The organism is Fodinicola feengrottensis (genome assembly GCF_039530045.1).
Lineage (GTDB): Bacteria > Actinomycetota > Actinomycetes > Mycobacteriales > HKI-0501 > Fodinicola > Fodinicola feengrottensis.
In genome coordinates this window covers 210451-230557 of record NZ_BAAANY010000008.1, presented here as the reverse complement: position 1 = coordinate 230557, position 20107 = coordinate 210451, and the positions used below count along the sequence as shown (strand labels likewise).

The window sequence follows — 20107 nt, the reverse complement described above, 5'->3', positions numbered from 1 at the left end:
CCGGCCAGCTGAACCGGCCGCGGCGAAGGAGGTGGAAAACCGTATCCGGGCGCAACTGTTCGCGGCGCTGACAGCTGCTCACGGTGAGGTCGGCGGGTGCAGGGCGGTGCCATCGCGATCGCGTGGGATCGGCTGCCCGGCAGTCGTACGCTCCGGCTGCTGGTCGGCGGCCGGCCCGGCTTTCCGCCTGTGCAAAGCGATTCAGCCGCCGGCGGCGAGGTCCCGGTGTTGTACCCACCAGGCAGTCGCGGGCGGCTCCTGGAATCAGGGTCGTTGCTGCGGCAGTGGCAGGCATTGCCTGCCTGGCTGCGGTGTACGGGCCGGTCTGATCCACTGTGGACGGCCGGCGGGGACGCTGCCACCGCGGTGCCGGGCCGGGGTGGTTTCGAGGACTACGTGGCGCACCTGGCCGATGGTTTTGGGTGGCTGGTGCTGGCCGAACCCGCCAGCCCCGCGGCGGTGGCCGAGGAGCTGATCGACCTCGAGGTGCGGCTGCCCAAGCTCCGTTCGCACGTGAACTCCGAGCCGGACCGCATCAGGCTGGCGCGCAGCGAGTCGCGCTATCGGGAACTGGCCCGCGCCGACAGCGCCGGAATGTGGAATGTCAGCATCCTGGTCGGCGCTGCCGATCCCGAGCGGGTCCGAAGGGCCGCGAGATTGTTGTGCAGTGCCAGCGATCTGGACGAGATCCCGTACGTACTGCGAGCCGGCGATCGAGTCGGCGACCTGGCGGAAACACTTGAGTTGGATGAGCATGCAGGCGACGGATTCTCGTCCCCGTTCGCGGCGGCCGGTGAACTCATCGCAGCCATCGCACGGCCGCCGCGCCGTGAACTGCCCGGCATCCGGGTCACTGAACCGCCGGTGTTCGACGTCACGCCCGAGGACGACGGCGAGATCCATCTCGGGTCTGTGCTGGATGACGCCGACCGTCCAGTGGGCGACTATCGCGTCAGGTCCGACACCCTCAACCGCCACACGTTCGTCGCTGGCGCCACCGGGTCGGGAAAGTCCCAGACCATCCGGCACCTGCTGGAGGGACTACACCATCGCGGGATTCCCTGGCTGGCCATCGAACCGGCGAAGGCTGAGTACGCGGGCATGGCCGGCAGGCTGGACGGCCACGTCTCGGTCATCCGGCCTGGCGATCCAGACGCGCTGCCCGTCGGCCTCAACCCGCTGGAACCCGAACGCGGATTCCCACTGCAGACCCATATCGACCTAATCCGGGCGCTGTTTCTGGCCGCTTTCGAGGCTGAGGAACCCTTTCCCCAAGTCCTCGCGTACGCCTTGAGCCGCTGCTATGGCGAGCTGGGCTGGAACACCGTGCTGAGCCAGTCGTCGCTCGCCGGTGTCACGCCGCGCTATCCCGGTTTGGCCGATTTGCAAACCACGGCACTGAAGGTCGTCGAGGGAATTGGCTACAGCCAGGAGATTTCCGACAACGTACGAGGATTCATCAACGTACGGATGGGCTCTCTGCGACTGGGCACGCCCGGCATGTTCTTCCAGGCGCGGTATCCACTCGATATCGCCGGCCTTTTCCGGCACAACGTGGTTCTGGAGATCGAGGACCTGGGCAACGACCAGGACAAGGCGTTCTTTATCGGTGTGGTGCTAATCCGTCTGTACGAGCACTTGCGGACCCAGCCGACGGCCTCGGGCCTGGCCCACGTGACCGTGATCGAAGAGGCGCACCGGCTGCTCAAGAAAGTCGAACCGGGCAGTCCGGCGGCGCACGCCGTGGAGCTGTTTGCCGGACTGCTGGCCGAAATCCGCGCCTATGGCGAGGGAATCATCGTGGCGGAGCAGATCCCCAGCAAGATCACCTCGGACGTGGTCAAGAACACCGCCCTGAAAATCATGCACCGGCTGCCAGCAGCCGACGACCGTGGCACCGTCGGCGCGGCGATGAACCTCGACGAGGACCAGTCCCGCCATGTGGTCGGCCTCCCCGCAGGTCAGGCGGTGATCTTCGCGGACGGAATGGACCGACCGATCCGGATCCAGGTTCCGCTCGGCAAAGACCGCGAAAATCCCGGCAAAGTGACGGCAAAGGTCGCGCTGGCCACCGTTGCGGACTACATACCACCGGCGACGCTACGAGAGTGGGACGAGCCGCGGCGGCTCGCGGCTGATCCACGGATCGTGCTGTGGGCCGAGCTTCACACCATCGCGCACCTGGTGGGACGGGAGCCCCCGCTGCCGCGGCCGGCATGGCTGGACGGCGTCATCCTCCGCAGCGGCCGACCACAGGTCCACCTGGCCGTCCGACTCGGCCTCGAACACGCGGTCGAGCAGCGGTACGCCGGCCTGATCGGCTACTACCAGCCCGAAGAACTGATCCGCCATCTCGTACAGTCCGCTGACTGCGCCATCAAAGGTGGCACCGTGCCGTGCCGGTACGACTGGCCCGAGCGAGGGTGGCAGGCCGGCAGATACCGGTGGGCCGACGTCTGGGACACGCTCAGGTCCGATGCCATCGATGAGACCCAGCCTCATCCAGAAACGCGGGCGTGGGCATGTCGAGGTCTGGACCTGACAGCAGCCACTGTGCCTGGGCAGCGCAGCGAACTGCGAGAACATCCGGACCTGTGGCGGCCCGCCGAGACCATCGTCACCGGAGACGATGACTGGCGGGCCGCCATCGACGCGTTGAGCCGCGCCACCGATCCGGTCGATCGCCTCACGGCGGCCACCAACCACCTGCGGACGGGCGATTGGCTACCAGTTGTTCTGCTCTGACCCGGCCACCACGTTCGGCGTTATTACTGGAAGGGCAATGCCATGGCCCACGAATTCACCCGCGGACCGCAGGACGGTCCCACCACCCCGGATTCGGGTGAGGTGACCGGATCAGCCACGGACCGCTCGCGCGGAGGCACCGACAAGAACGCCACCACCCTGCCGCCTCCCGAGACCAGCCGGGCGGTTGAAGACGAGGAAATCGGCGTCGCGGCGGCACCGGTGGCCGAGTACGAGGCAAAAGACGAGCAAGGAGACTTCTCGACCCGGGTCGCGCAGCACGTCGAGAAACTGCAAGGGATCGGCAAGGACGGGATAGATCATCTGCAGCAATGGAAAGCAACGGAAGCGAAGGTCGAAATACCCACCGGACACGACGCGACCAGCCCCGCCTCGCCGCCAGTGTCGGGCGCGGAAACCCTTTTGGTGGACGGAGCGTTCGTACTCGCAAGCGTCACGAAGGCGATCAAGAATCGGCTCGAAAAAGACCCCGACTGATCGCGCCCGAACGTTCGGCTTGGCGGTCGCGGATCATTAGGAACACCGCGGGGCGCCCGACTGCCCTTTCGGTCGCTGCCGGCACAATCGACCCATGACCGAGAGCACAGTACGCGACGAGTTGCAGCAATATGTCCAGATGCAGGTCGATATCGCCGAGGACGACTTCGAGTCGATCGTGGCCGAGGCCGTGGACATGTTCGCGGACGACGGCGAGGATCCGGACCAGCTGCAGCCGGTGGCGGCGGAGTTGACCGCCGCCGCGATCTCCCGGCGGCTGGCCGAGCAGGCCGACTGGCCGGCCCACACCGACTCAGATCGGCTGACCGCCGCATTCGCCGACCTCACCGCGGCCGGCATCGTGGCGCGGGAGAACTTCTCCTGCTGCCAGGGCTGCGGCCACGGCGAGATCCTCGACGAGGCCACTGGCGACGACCGCGGCTACGCCTTCTACCATTCCCAGGACGCGGAGAGCGCCGCCAGCGGCCAAGGCCTCTACCTCGCGTACGGCCTGGTGAACCACAGCGAAGATCCGGCGGACACCGAGCGAATCGGTCACGAGATAGCCGAGGCCGTCCGCCGCAATGGCCTCCAGGTCACCTGGGACGGCAGCGTCAAGACCCGCATCCACGTCCCGCTGACCTGGCAGCGGCGCTGGACGGCCCCCGCCCCCTGAGTGCCCGTGGTCAGTGCGCTGCCCTTACGCGCCGCGTACGGAAACCGGTGATCATGCTGAGCACCCCAGCGACGACGGCCAGGATCAGCCCGGCGGCCATGATGACGTTTCCCGCCACCGTACCGATGTTGGAGGAAACCAGGTTGGGTTGCAGCTGATCGGCCAACGATCCGACCCCGACGATCCAGAACGCGATGAGCACACCAAAAACCGCGTGCCACCACCACCGGGCGGTCAGCACCACGAGCACCCCACACGCGGCGATGAAGAGGATGCCGGGTGGAATGGAGATACCGAACACGCCGCCGTCCCCGGCGAACTTCGATGGAGTGGCGATCCACTGCACGATCAGGCCGGAAATGCCGATCAGCAGTCCAGCGAAGGAAATCAACGTACTACGGTTGAACCGAAACATTGTGGTCTCCTTTATCGGCGGCGGGCGTAGACAACCGCCGCCACCGCGAAAATGGCCGCTGCGACGAAACTGAGCATCTGGAGCCAGCCGGCCGCGAAGTCAAGAGTGTGGTAGGGCTGGAGCAGCCGGACTGCGAACTCGCCCGCGGCAAGTCCCCCATAGATAAAGAAAATACTCATGGCCGCGGCCAGCAATGGGGTAAAGCGCCACGGGACCAGCGCCACCAGTACCGCGACGGCGGGATAGATAAAAGGACCCGGCCCGTCGTATCCGGTCGCCTCGTCGCCGACGGCGGCCAGGACGAGGGCCACGCAGGTCGCGATCAGCAGTAGTCGGTGCCGGCCACCCGCCCGGCCGATCGCCGTCCAAGCGCGGCGGGACGATAGCTCTGTCTGCGCTGTCACGAGACAGCCTCCTTCTATACGGAATTCGATGCCGGTCCAGACTGGGCTGCTGGGTCGGCGATCACGTCGTGCGCAAAGCGGCTTCGAACGTACGCAGATTTACGTACTCGGACGAGACTGACGCGCGATCGGACTGACCGTGGTCTGCGAAACTCCGCCGGAACTGGTTCTACTCCGGCCGCGACACCCACATTAGGGTCGTTTCATGATCAACGTACGCGAGATCGAAGCAGGACAAACAAAACTCGCCGCCGAAACGATGTTGGCCCTGCGGCCGCGATGGCAAACAGCTGACGCCGTGGTCGCCGTGATCGACACGCACCTGCGCCCGGAGGGATATCGGCTGGTCGGAGCTTTCGAACAAGAACGGGAAAACGCTCTCTCGATCATGGGATTTCGCGAATTATGGTCGAGCGCATGGGGACACCACCTCTATGTCGACGATTTGTTCACGCTGCCAGAGGCGCGGCGTCGCGGTCACGCGGATCTGCTGATGGAGTGGGTAAGAGACGTTGCGCGAAGCCTTGGCTGCGAGGCGATCAATCTCGACTCAGGCGTAAGTGCCGATCGCGCCCCGGCGCACCGCCTTTACATGCGCCACCGGATGGTGATTACCGCCCATCATTTCACCGCCACCGTATAGCGACACGAACCTTTCACCAACTATGGGCGCGCGGGTCGGCGGACGCTCCTGCCCAGTGCGGCATGCTGAACGAAACCCTGAGATAACCCCAACGAAATTCAGCTATTCGAACAGGTGTACGATGTTCGGTATGGGTTGGACAGTGCGGTGGTCCCATGGTCAGTCGGCGGCGCCGGCTGATCTGGAGGATGACGCGCTGGTCACCGATGTGGTGGAATGCGAGCGGATGCGGGCGATGATTGATGCCCGTCAGGTGGCGTCTTTCGCTGAGTTGGCGCGTCGCCGTGTGGTTGCCGGGCCTTCGTTGGTGAATGAGTCCACGGTCGCGACGCGTGAGCGGGTGGTGAAGTGGTGTGCGGCGGATTTCGCGCCGGCTCTGCGGGTGGCGCAGGTGACCGCCCAGCACCGCTTGGACACCGCGATCCAGCTCTATAACGACTTCCCGGCTGTCTGGAAGGCGTTGGCCGCCGGGGTGATCACCACTCCCAAGGCCAGGATCTTCCTGGAGATGCTGGAGAAACTTCCGGCTGATCTCGCCGCGGAAGTGATCGATGCGACGCTGCCGGACGCGGGTGACCGTACGCCTGGGCAGCTGCGTAAAGCGATCCAGCGGGCGATCATCGCGATCGATCCGCAGGCCGCCCAGGATCGTCACGAGGAGGCGAAGCGACAGCGGCGGGTGCAGTCGTCGCCAGCGGATGACTCGATGGCGTGGATGCGGGCTTATTTGACCGCTGATGAGTTGGCGTCGATCATGTCGATCCTTGACGCGTACGCACATTCCTGCCCGGACGATGACCCGCGATCGATGGACGTCCGTCGCGCGGACGCGCTGCTGGACCTGATCACCGGCGGCAGCCTGGGCTATATCCCGCCACCGCAACTCCCGGACAATGAGCTCCCGGACAATGACACCGACAACAGCAACGGAGCCAGCCAACCCGCAGCCGACGACACCGGTGTAAGCGCCGGCGGTGGCACCGACGACTGCGGGTACGAGCCGTCCACTTCCCCAGCAACTGCAGCGGGTTCCGCTTTCCACCAGCGCCCGCGCAAGCCCGGCGTTGACCTGCGAGTAGTCGTCGGGGCCGGCACACTGCTCGGCCTGGACGACAAACCCGCCTTCCTAGCCGGGTACGGCGCGATCCCGGCCAGCATGGCCCGCCGCCTGGCCAAAGACTCCACCTGGCGCCGACTACTCACCGACCCCAGCTCCACCAAGCTCATAGAAGCCGGTCGGGCACGCTATCGACCATCCACAGCATTGCAGGAATTCATCGAAGCCCGAGACGTGACGTGCCGCTGGCCTGGGTGTCGCTGTGCTGCCCAGCGTTGCGACAAGGACCACTCCATCCCGTTTCCGGACGGGTGCACCTGCAAAGAAAATCTCCTCTGCCTGTGCCGTTTCCACCACCGGCTGAAAACACACTCCGACTGGAAAGTCAGACTCGACCCAGACGGCACCTACACCGTCCTGAGCCCCACCGGACGCGTCTACGTCACCGAGCCACCACCACCCGGAGAAGACGTCTGCCCACCCACCAGAAACCGGCGACGCGGATCGATCTACCTGAACGACAAGGACGAACCACGCGTCCAACCGCCCCCACCCGAAAAACCCACCACCTGGCCAGCCGAACCACCATTCTAAGGGGATTCCCGCTGCGCCGTCGGGACCAGTCCCCTAGAGCGCCCATAGGGTCCCGAGCCGGATCTATCGGATAGAACCGGAAGGATGGCTATGCCAGGTTTGAGAACACTGTCCACGGGAACCGTGCTGGCGATGCTGGTCGCACCGTTCGCGGGCTCAGCGGCCGGGCCGGTCCCGCAGCAGAGCGCCGGCGCGCACGCCGGCACCGGTGCGGCGTGTACGCGACACGTCGCCAACCCGCGGTCGCTGGCCGCGATCCAGCCGGGCGACGTGGTTTGTTTCAGCACTGTCTCCAAAACCAGCCGGCTGCACATCACCAAAAGCGGCACGGCCGACAAGCCCATTACGTACTCCGGAAAAGGGCAGCAGGTCGGCGGGATCGACATCGACGCGAGTTACGTCGTCGTGGACGGCTACACCATGACCAAGCCATCCGCGCCCGGGATCGAACTGCACGGCGACAATGTCACCGTGCAAAACAACACTGTCACCGCACCCAAAGGCGACGACGGCGACGGGCTGCGCTTCTTCGGTAACAACCTGATAATCCAACACAACACGATTTCCAAAACCGACAACAGCACCGGCGCCCACGCCGACTGCATGCAGACCTTCGCGACCGGCGACGACGACGTGGCGAGCCAACACGTACTCATCGACAGCAACCGCTGCGAACAGGTCGACAACATGTGTTTGATCGGCGAGGGACCGAACTCCGAGGCCGGCGACGGCAGCGGCATTGGCGTCTCGCAGGACTGGACTTTCAGCAACAACTACTGCCAGACCCAGCAAGCCTCCCAGACCCTGATGATCGACGACATCCAACACCTCACCGTCACCGGCAACACCTGGGCCGCCGGCCCGGACCACGCCATCGGCCTGCAGAACCACTCCACCGACGCGCACGTCAATGACAACAAACTCGATCCGTCCATCAAATGTGAGGTCGGCATCGACAGTTCCTCGAAGAAGGGCTACCAGGGCCCCACCCCACGCTGCGATCCGTAAACGCAACGACAAGCCGCGACCGTACCAACTTTCGGATGGGTGGTTGGCAACTTTCGCGGCTTGGCGCCGCGAGGCGCCGGTGGTGGAGTTGCGGTGCGGCTGAATGTGCCGCACAGTGCCCGGATCGCCGCCGCACGCGGCGGACGTGGTGAGCAGGGGGAGGCCGCGATGGCACGGACTGGCAATCGACGGGCAGCTTGGCTGCTGGTCGTTCTTGCCCCATTGATCGCCGAGTTGGCGTTCGGCAGCACTCCGATGCATCTGGCTTACCTGATTTTGTTGTGGCTGCCCATTTACGGCGCCGGCATTCTGCTGGTACGAGAGGCGGTCCGCCGCTCGGGACGTGGGTGGCCGAGCATCGTGTTGCTGGGAGTGGCGTACGAACTGGTGGAGGATGGATTCGGGCTGCAGGCACTGTCCAGCCCGAATCTCTACCATGCGGCGGGCTGGGCGCCCCGGATTTTCGGGCTGAACCTGGCCTACTGGGAAGTGAACGTGATCTACCACGTCATTTTCAGCGCGGTGATCCCGATTCTGCTGGTCGATCTGCTTTTCCCGGCGCACCGCGAGGTGCCGTACCTGAAAAAGACCGGGCTCGTCATCACCGGAATCGTCGCCCTGATCGGAGTGGGCTTGCTCCGAGTTTCGGTGCCGCCGAGCCAGGATCCTGGATATGTGGCTCCGCTGGCGGTTTTCATCGGTTGCCTGATCCTGGTGGTCGCGCTCGCGATCATCGCACTGAAAGTGCTCCCCCGCCGCGGGCAGCCGGTACGATCGGCCGCCTCGGTGCCACCCGTCTGGGCGCTGGCCGGGCTCGGACTCGTCGGGGTGCTGGTCATTCTCGGGCTGCTCTTTCCGTTTGGTGGAGCCAAACAGCCGGCATTCACCCACGGCGCCTGGGCTTTCCTGCCAATGGGGATCGCGGCCGTTCTGGTGGCCGGTCTGGTCGTGCTCGTACGCCGCTGGGCCACTTCCACGGCGTGGACAGACGAGCACTCGCTCATCCTCGCCGGCGGAGCCCTCCTCGGTCACACTGTCTTTGGGATGGCGACCGTCCACACCACCTTCGATCGCCTCGGGTTGGTGGGAGTCGCGATTCTCACCGTGCTGCTGGTCCTCTGGATGAGACGTCTGCTGCGTACGCGGGAAGAGCTGCCGGTCTGAACGGGTAGGCTGCGGTGTCGTGCCGCAAACACGTCTCGACATCGCTCGGATCCGGGCGGCTCAGCAGGTCATCGACCCGATTTTTCGCAACACCCCGCTCTATCGCTGCGAGGCGTTGGAGCCGCATCTCGGGTGCGCGGTGAGTATCAAACTCGAGACGGCGAACCCGGTCCGCAGTTTCAAAGGCCGCGGCTCCGAGCTGGTCGCGAGCCAGCTGGCCGACACTGGCTCGCGAGCCCTGGTGTGCGCCAGCGCGGGCAACCTCGGTCAGGCCCTCGGGTGGTCCGGGCGCGGCCGGGGGCTGGATGTCACCGTCGTGGCATCCCGCTTCGCGCCGGCGGTCAAGCTCGATCGCATTCGCGCGATGGGTGCCCAGTTGGAACTGGTGGACGGCGACCACGAGGTGGCGCGCGAGCGGGCCGCGGCCATCGCGCGGTACGACGGTATCCGGCTGGTCGAAGACAGCCTGGACATCGAGACCTGCGAGGGCGCGGCGACGATTGGCCTGGAACTGGTCGACACCGTGCCGTCGTTCGACACCGTCCTGATCGCGCTCGGCGGCGGTGCGATGGCCACCGGCGTGGGTCACGTGGTGAAGGCCTTGGCACCCGGGACCGAGGTGATCTGCGTCCAGCCGCTGGGCGCACCGGCGATGACACACTCGTGGCACCAGCGGCGCGTCGTCAGCACCGACTCGACCAACACCATCGCCGACGGCGTCGCCGGCCGACATCCCATCCCGGCCGTACTGGACGACCTGCTCCTGGTCGCCGATGACGCTGTTCTGGTGCAGGAGAAGTCGATCGTCGCCGGCATACGACTACTCCTGGACCACGCCGGCCTCGTCGTCGAACCGTCGGCCGCACTCGGCATCGCGGCGATCCTCGAAGACCCTGACCGCTTCGCCGGCCGGCACATCGTCACCATCGTGTGCGGGAGCAACGTCGACATGGACGCCTATCACCGCTGGGTTGGTACGTCCCGCTGATAGATATCACCTGACAGGAAGTTTCTGATGACCCTCATCGCCATCGAAGAGCACTGGATCATGCCGGACCTGATATCGGCGCTTCAAGCCCTACCTGAGTCACAACGCGACGAAAGCCTTGCCTTCAACGAAATGGGCGACAAGCAGCAGCGTCTGCAAGATCTCGGAGACGGCCGGATCGCGGCCATGGACGCGCAGGGAATCGACGTGTCCATCATCGCCCTCACACCACCCGGGACCCAGCCGCTGCCGCCCGCGGACGCGATAGCTCTCAGCCGCGCAGCGAACGACACTGCCGCGGCTGCCGTCGGAAAGCACCCGACCCGGCTCCGGGCGCTTTCCACGCTGCCGATGTCGGCGCCCAAGGAAGTCGCGCGCGAGCTTGAACGGGCCGCCGGCCTGGGTCACGTCGGCACCATGGTTTACGGCCGATCGGGCGACCTTTTCCTGGACGACCCGGCGTACGACGACTTTTTCGCTACCGCGGCGCAGTTGGGCCAGCCGGTGTTCATCCATCCTCAACTCCCCTCCAAAGCCGTCCGCGACGCGTCGTACCGCGGCTTCGACCCCATGACGGACCTCGCGCTGGCGACCTTCGGCTGGGGATGGCACCTGGATGCCGCCACCGCCGCGCTTCGGCTGATTCTGCGGGGCACCTTCGACCGGCATCCGGACCTGCGGGTGGTGCTTGGCCACTGGGGCGAGATGCTGCTGTTCTGGTTGGACCGCGCCGACAGCCTTTCCCGCATCGCCGGCCTGGAACGGTCAGTGTCGGACTACGTCCGGTCGAACTTCTTCATTACCAGCTCAGGCATGCTCAATCCGGCGCTCCTACGACACGCGTTGTCGGTGACCACTGTTGACCGATTGATTTTCTCTACCGACTATCCGTTCCAGTCTCCCACCCGAGAAGACATCACCACATTCCTCGGGCATTTCGACACCGACGCCGACCGCGACAAATTCTCCTCCGCCAACGCGGCGGCTTTGTACGGCATCAGTTACTAGTCCACAGTGGACAGTCGGGCGATGTCGGTCAGGTCGGCGGCGGTTAGCGGCGGCCGGTCGAGGGTGCCGAGGTTTTCTTCGACCTGCGCGATGGTCCGACAGCCTGGGATCGGTACGGTCTGCCGGCTCCGGGCCAGCGTCCACGCCAGCGCGCCTTGCGCGAGCGTACGCCCACCGCCGGTGAGGATTTCCCGGATCGCGTCCCGGCGGCGCAAGAACTCGGCGTCCGGCCGGCCGTCGTGGAACCAGCGCAGCCACTCCGGCTGCCGGGCCCGGATGTCCGTGCCGCCAATGTGCGTCTGCGCGGTGATTTTGTCGCTCAGCAAGCCCATCGCGAGCGGACTGCGGTTCAGGCTGGCGAGCTCGCGCCGCTCACACAGCGCCAGCATTTGCGGCGCGTCGTCAAGGACGTTGAGCTGATGCTGGACGACCGACGCCTGCGCGTCGGCGAACCTCTCGGCCAGCGCGACCGTGTCCGTACTGCAGCCGTACGCGCGAATTTTGCCTTCAGCCAACAGTTTGTCGCACGTCTCGAGCAGGCCGTCGGCCACTGACACGGCAACATCGAGGTGCAACTGAAGAATGTCGACGTAGTCGGTTCGCAGCCGCCGCAACGATGCCGTGAGCGCGGTCCTGACATATTCCGGTGTCGCGTTCCACGGGCCCATCTCGCGGGTCGCCTCGTCGTACGTGTTGCCCCACTTGGTGGCGATCACCACGTCGTCGCGCCGGCCGGCGAACGCCCGCCCGATCACCGACTCGGCATGCCCGGCGCCGTACACATCGGCGGTGTCGATGAGGTTCGCACCGAGTTCGACGGCCCGGCGCAGCATCCGGACCGACTCGTCGTCGTCCACGTCTCCCCAGCCAAGCGGCTGGCCACCGCTGAAAAACGGGCCGCCGATGGCCCAGGTGCCGACGCCGATGGGACTGACCTCGATGCCGCTGCGGCCGATCTTGCGAGTCACTTGTCGCTCCTTCCGTCAGTGTTACCACCGTATGCCGGCCTGGAACGACAACCCCAGTCCACTTCGGCGGCCGGAAAGGCAGGCCAATCAGCGAGCCGCGGCAAGGATCCTTACGGCGTCCGGAAACGCGCTTTCACCGAGGTTCGCATAGCCGACCACGATCCCAGGCCACGGCTGTGGCCCGCGGTAATAGCGGCCGAGGCCGCTGACCAGCAGCCCAGCGGCCGCAGCCGCGCGTACGAGCGAATCCTCGTCGAGGTCGGCGGGGAAAGTCACCAACAGATGCAGCCCACCGGCGGCGCCGCAGACCTGGGCTTTGGGCAGCTGTGCGGCCAAAGCCGCGACCAAAGCGTCCCGGCGCCGGCGGTAGACGCGGCGGATCCGCACCAGATGCCGGTCGTAACCGCCGCTGTCGATCAGCCGCGCCAACGCCAGCTGCTCGACCACCGAGGGCGCCGTGCCGGTCACCCGCATCGCGTCCGCGAGCCGGTCCACCATGGCCGGTGGCGCCACCAGCCAGCCGACCCGGACCGCCGGAGACAGCGTCTTGCTGACCGATCCCAGATGGATGACCCGATCCGGTGCGTCGCCCTGGATCGCCAGTTGCGGACGCCCGTCGTAGCGATGCTCGCTGTTGTACGCGTCCTCAAGAATCCAGCGACCGCCGTTCGCCCACTCCACCAGTGCGTCCCGACGGGCCGCGGCCAGCGCCACCCCGGTCGGGAATTGGTGCGCCGGCCCGACAATCGCCGCCGACGCGGTGGCCGGCAGCTCATTCGTACGAACGCCAGCCTCATCGACCGGCACGGCGACGGTGTCCAGGCCGGCGGCAGCGACGGCCTCGGCGATCCGCGGCCAGCCCGGATCTTCCACCGCCACCACCGACGCGCCATCGGCCGCGAGCATCCCCGACATGAGTGAAATACCGTGCGTGACGCCTGCGCAGACCAAAATGGCGTCGGGATCGGCGCGGACACCTTTCACCCGCCCGAGATAGGCCGACAGCGTCTCGCGCAGTTCGGTGGCGCCGCGCGGATCGGGCTGGCCCAGGGCGGTCGCCGGCGCCGCCCGGACCGCGTCCCGGACGGCCGTCGCCCAGGTCGCGCGCGGGAAGTCGGACAGCCCCGGATAGCCCGGCCGCAGGTCGTACCGGACAGTCGACGATGGACGGTCCGGCGGCCGGGCGGATCCGCCGAAGACCACCCGCGTCCCGGAGCCGACCACCGCCTCCGCCCAGCCCTCGCCGACCAGTTGTTCGTACGCCATCGACACCGCCCAGCGCGAACAGCCAAGGTCGGCGGCCAGGGTCCGGGTCGCCGGCAGCCGCTCGCCGGGACGCAGCCGGCCTCGCGCGATGGCGTCCCGCAGGGCGGCGGCGATCCGTTGGTGCAGCGGGCCGGGACCGGCGAGGTCAAGGGCGAGATCCACCCCGTGAATCTATGCGGTCACCAGGTCTTGCCGGCCTGCTCCCTGATCGAACGGTTGATCCGGTTGAAGAAGTTGGTCATCGCGATGTGCAGGATGATCGCGGACAGCTGGGCCTGGTCGAAATGCGTGGCGACGCTGTCCCAGATCTCGTCCGTCACCCCCGCCTCGCCGTCCTGGATGCGGGTAGCGGCCTCGGCCAGCGCGAGCGCGGCCCGCTCCGGCTCGGTGTAGAGCGACGTCTCGCGCCAAGTGACCACGTTATGCAGCCGTTCGTCCGTCTCTCCGCGCTTCTTCGCGGCTAGTACGCCGGCGAAAACGCAGGGGCTGCAGCCGTTGATCTGGCTGGCCCGCAAATGCACCAGCTCCAGCACCAGCGGGTCGACGCCGCCGGCGTGAATCGCCTTGTGCAAATGCTGGATCGCGGTGGTCAGATCGGGATTCACCGGGCTGTTCATCCGTGCTTCCATCGAAACGCTCCTCATCGGTTACCTGAGCCCGTTCGGGCCCGTCATCACCCATGACGGAGCGGAATCGAGGAAGGTAACACCATGCCCGACAGCCCTGCCGAACCGATCGCGGCCGCGTTCCAGGCGCACCGCGATCGGCTGCGCGCGGTCGCGTACCGCATGCTCGGCTCGTACGCCGACGCCGAAGACGTGGTCCAGGAAGCCTGGCTGCGGCTCTCCCGGCAGGACACCGCGACCATCCACAACCTGGCCGGCTGGCTGACCACGGTCGTCGGCCGGATCAGCCTCGATGTCCTGCGGTCCCGGCAGTCGCACCCCGAGTCGTCGTACGACGACCAGGTGCCCGAGATGGTCGAGGAATCCGCGGAAGAGGACGTGGCGATGGCCGACTCGGTCGGGCTCGCGCTGCTGGTCGTGCTGGAGTCGCTCGGGCCAACTGAGCGGCTGGCGTTCGTGTTGCATGACCTGTTCGCGGTGCCGTTCGACGAGATCGGCCAGATCATCGGAAAGTCCAGCGACGCGGTGAAAATGCTCGCCAGCCGGGCCCGCCGCAAGGTGCGGTCGACCGAGCGGCCGCGGCTGGTCGGACGGGAGCAGCGAGAGGTCGTCGAGGCCTTCCTGACGGCGGCCCGCCGGGGGGACTTCGAGGGGCTGCTGCGCGTACTGGATCCCGACGTACGACTGACCGTCGACGGTCCCGACGGCGAGGTCGTCGTCCTGGGCGCCACCAAGGTCGCCGCCGGCGCGCGACTGGGCGCCGCTGCGGCCGTACGTTGGCAGCCGACGCTCGTCGACGGCCGTCCCGGGGTCCTGTCCTGGCGCGAGGACGGCACCCCGCTCTCGGCGATGGCGTTCACCGTCGTCGACGGGCGGATTTACGCCATCTCGGTGGTGACCGATCCAGCGAAGCTCGGGTCGCTCAGCGAAAGAAACTGAGAGCGCGCTGGGCGACCAGTTGGGGTGCTTCGGTGGCCGGGAAGTGCCCGACGCGCGGGATCAGTTCGACCCGAACATTCCGCGCGCGCGGGCCAAGTCCGGCCATCATGCTCGGCGGCAGCAGCGGATCGCGATCGCCGGACAGGACGAGCGTGGGCACCGTCAACCGGGCCCAGCGATACTGGCCGGCCAACGCGAGCGGGATTTCCCGGCCGAGCAGGCTCCGGTAGTAGCGGACCGTCGCGCGTACTCGCGCGGGTTCGTCGAACTGGGCCAGGAACATCGCCCAGTCGTCAGGGGTGAGCGCGTCGGTACGGTAAATCCAGTGCCGCAGCGCCCACCGCGCGATGCTCCCGACGATCGGGAAGGTGTTGCCCGGGATGTGCCACAGCCGTCGCCCGTTCGCGAAAACTCCAGGCGTCGGGCGAAGAAACGGATGAGCGGTGTTGATCGCGATATAGCGGCTGACGCGGTCAGGATGGCGCATCGCAAGGAGGTAGCCGGCCACGCCACCGCAGTCGTGGCCGACCAGGCCGAACCGGTGCACGCCGAGGCGGTCGAGCAAGCCGAGGACATCGTCAGCACTGTCGGCCGGCCCGTATCCAGCCGGTGGGGCGTCGGTCCAGCCGAGGCCGCGCAGGTCCGGGCAGATCACCCGATAATGGTCGGCGAGGGTGGGGATCACGTGCCGCCACTGCCACCAGTGCTGGGGCCAGCCGTGCAGCAGCACCAACGGCTCGCCCTGACCTGCGAGGGCGACGTGCGTACGCAGCCCGTTGACATCGACGAACCGGTGTTCGACGCCCGGCAGCGCGGGCAACGCCCGTCCGGTCACCGTTCCCCCGCATCGGACGCCTGGGTCTGGTCGACGAAACGGGCGATGGCGGAAACCAGCCGGGCCGGCTGGTCCTCGGGCGAGAACGTACGCGCGCCCGGGATCCACTCCAGGCGGGCATCCGGGAAGTCGTTCTTCAGCCTTTCCGCGTGCGACATGGGAAAGAAGCAGTCACGCTGTGACCACGCGATGAGCACCGGCCGGTCGAACTTCGCAAACTGACGGGCGGCGGCCAGCGTGTGACGCTTGTCCAGGCCCCGCAGCAACCGGCGCAAATCCGCCCGGACGCCGCCCGATACGCAGGCCGGCAGCGCGTACGAGTCACTGGCTGACCTGGGCACGCGTCGAGCGCTGAGCAGGCCGTACGCAAGCGGGAACCGACGCAACGGGCGCAATCGCAGGGCGTTGAGCAGCAGCATCGCCGCTGGCACGGACGCGAGCACCTTGAGATAGCCGAACGCCTTCGGCGGGAAGTTGTCGTACGCGTCACTCGACGTGAGCACCAGTCGTTTGAGCAGCTCGGGACGGGTAGTGGCGACGATCTGACAGATGGCGCCACCGGTGTCGTTGCCGACCAGCGTCACCGGACCGACGCCGAGCGCCTCGATCGCCTCGGCGACGAGCCCGGCCAACCCCGGCGGGGTCAGGTCCGCGGCCGGCATCGCGGTGGCATGCGAACCAAACGGAAGGTCCAGCACCACGCAGCGAAAATCAGCTGCCAGCGACGGTACGATCCGCCGCCAGAGATTGGCGTTGACCAGCAGGCCGTGCACGAACACGACCGGTTCACCTTCCCCTGCTTCGAAAACCGTTAGTCGCGCACCTCGCACCGCGAGCTCGCGCCGCTTGCCGAGTGCTGGGTCGCGCCACCACGCTGGTGAGTCGGTCATCTCGCACGTCCTTGGTCGAGGGAGAATACGTACAGCTGACAAGATAACAAACAGGCTGCCTGTTTTATAGATGGAGGTGACAGGAACCGGTGATGGGTCGCCAAGCCGAGAAGTCCGAGACCACCCGGGCCGCGCTGGTCGCGGCGGCGCGCGAGCTGTTCGCCGAGCGCGGCTACGCGGGCGTGGGCACGATGGAGATCGTCAACCGGGCGGGCAGTTCGCGCGGCGCCATGTACCACCATTTCAAGGACAAGCAAGAGCTGTTCCGCGCGGTGTACGAGCAGATCCAGCAGGAACTGATCCAGCGGGTGACCCAGGAGATGGCCGGCATCGGCGACGCCGGACCGCTGGCCGCGTTCCAGGTCGGTCTGCACGCGTTCCTGCTCGCCTGCCTCGATCCGGACAAGTCACGGATCGGCTTGGTCGAGGCCCCGGCCGTACTGGGCTGGCAGCAGTGGCGAGAACTGGACCAGCAGTACGCCCTGGGGATAGTGACAGCGGGCTTGCAGCTGGGCGTCCAGGCCGGCGCCCTGCGCTGCGACATACCGATCCGGGTCCTCGCCCATCTCGTCCTCGCCGCCCTTGGCGAAGCCGGTCTGCTTATCGCCAGCGCCGAAGACCCAGACGCCGAGCGGCTCGAGGCCGAACGCGCCGTGCTCGCCCTCCTCGACGGACTGCGTACCGATCAGGGGTAGTACGGGGTGTAAGTGACCGAGGAAACCTTGAGATAGCGGGCGCCGTCAGCGGTGGCCCATGTCGAGGAGTCCGGGTTGCCTGGCCAGTCGCCGCCGACGGCCGTGTCGATGATGAAGTGCATGCCGACACCGGAAGCGGTGGAATACCACTTGGTGCCCTTGAAAACTCCATCCACCGAGAAATCGATGTGATCGGGCCACCAGGTGGCCGAATAGGTGTGGAAGTTGTTCGTCCACCCGCCGGAATTGTCCGACGTCCACTGGGCTTGGGCGTTGTTGGGATCATGGAACGTCTGATAAACGGTGGTGGGATTCGACCCGACGATCTCGGCCGCGTCCATCTCGGGCAGCCACGGGTTCAGATAGGCCGCCCACACCGCCGGCAGCAATCCCTGACCGTTGGGCATACTGGCGGTGAAACTGTAAGTGCCGTAGCCATAAAGGGCGCTGGACTCCACTCGACCGGAGTAGTAGACCCCGCCGCCCGCGTTATATGTCTTGATAATCAACGTGGAACCCTCGTACCAGACACAGCTGGGCGTGTACGTCTCAAGCTCGTTGTTGGGCGTCCACCTCTGGTTGATGACGTTCCACGAGGTGACGGTCTGCGGCGCGCCCCAGGAACTGGCCTGCGCCGGCACTTGTCCGACGAGAAGCACGAGACACACGGCCAAGGTCGTACAGATGATCCGGCTCGACTTCGCAACTGTGCCTGACATCGGACCTCCGATACTCGGACGGCTTGCCGCGCGGTCAGCCAAACATGTGAACGTACGCCGGTAAATACCCGGCGGCAGATTAGACGGTACGACCGTAGGTCAGCATTCGATGGAGCCCGAAAAGGTTGTCGAACCGGATTCAGGATGAATACCTTCCCAGAGGCGGAAAACCCGCCACTGGGAGGAATCATGATTTCAGCGAGGAACTTCGCCGTCGCCGCGGCCGGCCTGGCGCTGGCCCTGTCACCGGCATTCGCGCCGGCCGCCTCGGCGGCCCCGGCCGATGCCATTCGGACAAGCTGCCATAATGCGGACGTCATCTGCAACACCTCCGACGTTTCTTTCGGAGGCGGCCGGATTTCCATCGACGTGGACGTGAATGGCACCGGCACGGCCCATTGGTGGCTCTACAACGACAGCCAAGGCGGCGTGGCCTGCCAGACCGACTTCTCAGCGCTGGCCCCCGCCGCGTCCTGGACCTGCGATGTCGGCGCTGGCACCTACCGCCTGGGCGTACGCGGGACCGGCAACACGACCGACACGCGCGGCGACCTACGCTGGTAGAGCCGTCGGCGCGACTTGTGGCATGACTGCTAAACGGCAAATATCAGACAATCAAGTCGACGGGCATCCCTGGTTCGACGGTACGGCTGACGGTGCACGTACGCTCCACGGCCCGGTGGACGAGAGTCCTCAACGTGGCCGCATCGGCTTCACTCAAGGAAGAAACGTCCAGTTCGAAGCGGGTGCTGGCGGCGGTCAACCGATCGGCCTCCTCGTCTTTCGTCCCCTCGACGACAACCTCGATCGACGCGTCGTCACCGAGCCGGCGGGAGACGATGTGGTCGGCCGAGAGGCCCGCGCAAGCACCCAAGGCGGCCATCAGCAGCTCCACCGGCGAGAAGTCGGCGCCATCCTGCGAGCGGCCGATGGTGATCTCGGCGCCGCGGGCGTTGGTCGCGACGAACTTCGCGGGCGCGGTGCGGTGAACACGAACAGGTGTAGGACTCATCTCAACTCCCCGATAGCGTGCCGGCCTGCGATGACCATATCTGTGCGAGGCTCTCGGTAATGGAGTCGTACGTCGAACGTCCGCCGCTGCCGGAATTGGCGGCAGTGGTCCGGACAGTCTGGACGCAGCGCACCGGCGCGGCCGCGTACGTGCAACGGCACCTGCCCACGGGTGGGGTCGAAATCCACTTCCCGATCGGCGGCCAGCCCCGGCTGATCGGCCCGCTGACCGGTCCGATGATCGAGGTCATTCCGGCGTACACCACCATCGTGGGCGTGCGGTTCCATCCAGGAACCGCGCCGCCCTTTCCGGCAGTCCTGGACGATCTGGTCGACCAGCGCGTCGCTCTGGTGGACCTGTGGGGAAATGCGGTGGATCGTCTGGTGGAGGCGATGGCCTTGGCCGGGACCCCTGAGCGCGCGCTTATGTTTTTGCAAACCCATCTCATACGGGAGTTCCGGCGTACGGCCCGCGTGGACCTGCTGGTGAGTGAAGCCGTACGGGCGCTGATGCCCTGGCAGCCGGTCAACATCGACGCCCTGGCCGCCCACCTCGCGCTGTCCGCGAGCCAACTGCGTCGCCGCTGCCTGCATGCGGTCGGAGTGAGTCCGAAGGTTCTTCAGCGGACGCTGCGATTTCAGGGATTTCTGGCGCTCGCCCAGGCCGGCGCCACCGCCACCGGCCGGCGCGGCTGGGACGGCGTGGCGGGGCTGGCGATTGACGCCGGGTACGCCGACCAGGCACACCTGAGCCGGGAATGTGTCCGGCTGACCGGCCGCACCCCCAGTCAACTGCTGGGCGGCGGCCTGGACGGCAGCGTCGATCGCTGCGCCTGCGGCCACGACCACTCCGCCTCCTACCTGCCCTTCCTCGCCACCCGGGCCAGGCCGCTCCGACGAGTCTGACCGTGCGCGATTCGTTCAAGACCAGGTCGCCAGGCTGCTCGTACGTTCGAAC

The 20107-nt window shown here is 66.5% G+C and carries 22 protein-coding genes; 13 read left to right on the top strand and 9 right to left on the bottom strand.

Translation table 11 applies throughout. The annotated features are described in order from the left end of the window. Nucleotides 1-96: 96 nt before the first annotated feature. From ABD301_RS10770 to ABD301_RS10760, 3 genes are all read left to right on the top strand, one after another. Nucleotides 97-2745, top strand: coding sequence for an ATP-binding protein (locus tag ABD301_RS10770; protein WP_344309454.1), 2649 nt, complete (start codon nt 97-99; stop codon nt 2743-2745). Nucleotides 2746-2787: 42 nt separating this feature from the next. Then, complete coding sequence (locus ABD301_RS10765; RefSeq protein WP_163572221.1) at nt 2788-3243, top strand: hypothetical protein; 456 nt, start codon at nt 2788-2790, stop codon at nt 3241-3243. A 94-nt stretch (nt 3244-3337) separates the two neighbouring features. Beyond that, complete coding sequence (locus ABD301_RS10760; RefSeq protein WP_344309451.1) at nt 3338-3919, top strand: DUF6891 domain-containing protein; 582 nt, start codon at nt 3338-3340, stop codon at nt 3917-3919. A gap of 10 nt (nt 3920-3929) precedes the next feature. Here ABD301_RS10760 and ABD301_RS10755 read toward each other — a convergent pair whose 3' ends face one another. Then, nucleotides 3930-4334 carry a hypothetical protein gene (locus ABD301_RS10755; protein WP_344309449.1) on the bottom strand — a complete coding sequence of 135 codons (405 nt, stop codon included), beginning with the start codon at nt 4332-4334 and terminating at the stop codon, nt 3930-3932. 11 nt (nt 4335-4345) lie between these two features. Continuing rightward, nucleotides 4346-4738, bottom strand: coding sequence for a hypothetical protein (locus tag ABD301_RS10750; protein WP_344309447.1), 393 nt, complete (start codon nt 4736-4738; stop codon nt 4346-4348). Between the two features lie 205 nt (nt 4739-4943). On the opposite strand from ABD301_RS10750, the gene ABD301_RS10745 reads away from it, so the two are divergent. The 6 genes from ABD301_RS10745 to ABD301_RS10720 all read left to right on the top strand — a co-directional run bounded on the left by ABD301_RS10745 (nt 4944) and on the right by ABD301_RS10720 (nt 11200). Further along, a complete protein-coding gene (locus ABD301_RS10745; protein WP_344309445.1) occupies nt 4944-5381 on the top strand; it encodes a GNAT family N-acetyltransferase in 438 nt (145 codons plus the stop codon). Nucleotides 5382-5511: 130 nt separating this feature from the next. Beyond that, nucleotides 5512-7032 carry an HNH endonuclease signature motif containing protein gene (locus ABD301_RS10740; RefSeq protein WP_344309443.1) on the top strand — a complete coding sequence of 507 codons (1521 nt, stop codon included), beginning with the start codon at nt 5512-5514 and terminating at the stop codon, nt 7030-7032. 90 nt (nt 7033-7122) lie between these two features. After that, complete coding sequence (locus ABD301_RS10735) at nt 7123-8040, top strand: right-handed parallel beta-helix repeat-containing protein (RefSeq protein ID WP_344309441.1); 918 nt, start codon at nt 7123-7125, stop codon at nt 8038-8040. 93 nt (nt 8041-8133) lie between these two features. Further along, complete coding sequence (locus tag ABD301_RS10730; RefSeq protein ID WP_344309439.1) at nt 8134-9204, top strand: hypothetical protein; 1071 nt, start codon at nt 8134-8136, stop codon at nt 9202-9204. Between the two features lie 19 nt (nt 9205-9223). Continuing rightward, nucleotides 9224-10192: a threonine ammonia-lyase gene (locus tag ABD301_RS10725; protein ID WP_344309437.1), complete on the top strand. Its 969-nt coding sequence runs from the start codon at nt 9224-9226 to the stop codon at nt 10190-10192. Nucleotides 10193-10219: 27 nt separating this feature from the next. After that, nucleotides 10220-11200 carry an amidohydrolase family protein gene (locus tag ABD301_RS10720; protein ID WP_344309435.1) on the top strand — a complete coding sequence of 327 codons (981 nt, stop codon included), beginning with the start codon at nt 10220-10222 and terminating at the stop codon, nt 11198-11200. Here the strand turns inward: ABD301_RS10720 and ABD301_RS10715 are convergent. The 3 genes from ABD301_RS10715 to ABD301_RS10705 form a co-directional block, all read right to left on the bottom strand. After that, complete coding sequence (locus ABD301_RS10715; RefSeq protein WP_344309433.1) at nt 11197-12168, bottom strand: aldo/keto reductase; 972 nt, start codon at nt 12166-12168, stop codon at nt 11197-11199. The two genes, ABD301_RS10720 and ABD301_RS10715, sit on opposite strands and share 4 nt — an antisense overlap. An 87-nt stretch (nt 12169-12255) precedes the next feature. After that, entirely contained in the window at nt 12256-13596 is a 1341-nt protein-coding gene (pdxR, locus tag ABD301_RS10710) for a MocR-like pyridoxine biosynthesis transcription factor PdxR (protein WP_344309430.1), read from the bottom strand. 17 nt (nt 13597-13613) lie between these two features. Further along, complete coding sequence (locus tag ABD301_RS10705; RefSeq protein WP_344309428.1) at nt 13614-14063, bottom strand: carboxymuconolactone decarboxylase family protein; 450 nt, start codon at nt 14061-14063, stop codon at nt 13614-13616. Nucleotides 14064-14144: 81 nt separating this feature from the next. Here ABD301_RS10705 and ABD301_RS10700 point away from each other — a divergent pair, with 81 nt between their 5' ends. After that, nucleotides 14145-14999: a sigma-70 family RNA polymerase sigma factor gene (locus ABD301_RS10700; protein WP_344309426.1), complete on the top strand. Its 855-nt coding sequence runs from the start codon at nt 14145-14147 to the stop codon at nt 14997-14999. Here ABD301_RS10700 and ABD301_RS10695 read toward each other — a convergent pair. Together ABD301_RS10695 and ABD301_RS10690 are read right to left on the bottom strand one after the other, a co-directional pair. After that, nucleotides 14983-15834, bottom strand: coding sequence for an alpha/beta fold hydrolase (locus tag ABD301_RS10695; RefSeq protein WP_344309423.1), 852 nt, complete (start codon nt 15832-15834; stop codon nt 14983-14985). The two genes, ABD301_RS10700 and ABD301_RS10695, sit on opposite strands and share 17 nt — an antisense overlap. Then, a complete protein-coding gene (locus tag ABD301_RS10690) occupies nt 15831-16724 on the bottom strand; it encodes an alpha/beta fold hydrolase (protein WP_344309421.1) in 894 nt (297 codons plus the stop codon). Before ABD301_RS10690 ends, ABD301_RS10695 begins: the two co-directional genes overlap by 4 nt. Nucleotides 16725-16816: 92 nt before the next feature. Between ABD301_RS10690 and ABD301_RS10685 the strand changes: the two genes are divergently transcribed. Then, complete coding sequence (locus ABD301_RS10685) at nt 16817-17419, top strand: TetR/AcrR family transcriptional regulator (RefSeq protein WP_344310016.1); 603 nt, start codon at nt 16817-16819, stop codon at nt 17417-17419. On the opposite strand, the gene ABD301_RS10680 is transcribed toward ABD301_RS10685, so the two are convergent. Then, nucleotides 17410-18138, bottom strand: a complete 729-nt coding sequence (locus tag ABD301_RS10680; protein ID WP_344309419.1) for a glycoside hydrolase family 16 protein — start codon at nt 18136-18138, stop codon at nt 17410-17412. The two genes, ABD301_RS10685 and ABD301_RS10680, sit on opposite strands and share 10 nt — an antisense overlap. 189 nt (nt 18139-18327) lie before the next feature. Between ABD301_RS10680 and ABD301_RS10675 the strand changes: the two genes are divergently transcribed. After that, a complete protein-coding gene (locus tag ABD301_RS10675; protein WP_344309417.1) occupies nt 18328-18702 on the top strand; it encodes a hypothetical protein in 375 nt (124 codons plus the stop codon). Between the two features lie 43 nt (nt 18703-18745). On the opposite strand, the gene ABD301_RS10670 is transcribed toward ABD301_RS10675, so the two are convergent. After that, the gene (locus ABD301_RS10670; RefSeq protein ID WP_344309415.1) at nt 18746-19150 is read right to left on the bottom strand and encodes an OsmC family protein; all 405 of its coding nucleotides are present in this window, start codon (nt 19148-19150) and stop codon (nt 18746-18748) included. A 59-nt stretch (nt 19151-19209) separates the two neighbouring features. Between ABD301_RS10670 and ABD301_RS10665 the strand changes: the two genes are divergently transcribed. Further along, a complete protein-coding gene (locus ABD301_RS10665) occupies nt 19210-20055 on the top strand; it encodes a DUF6597 domain-containing transcriptional factor (protein WP_344309413.1) in 846 nt (281 codons plus the stop codon). Nucleotides 20056-20107 lie beyond the last annotated feature (52 nt).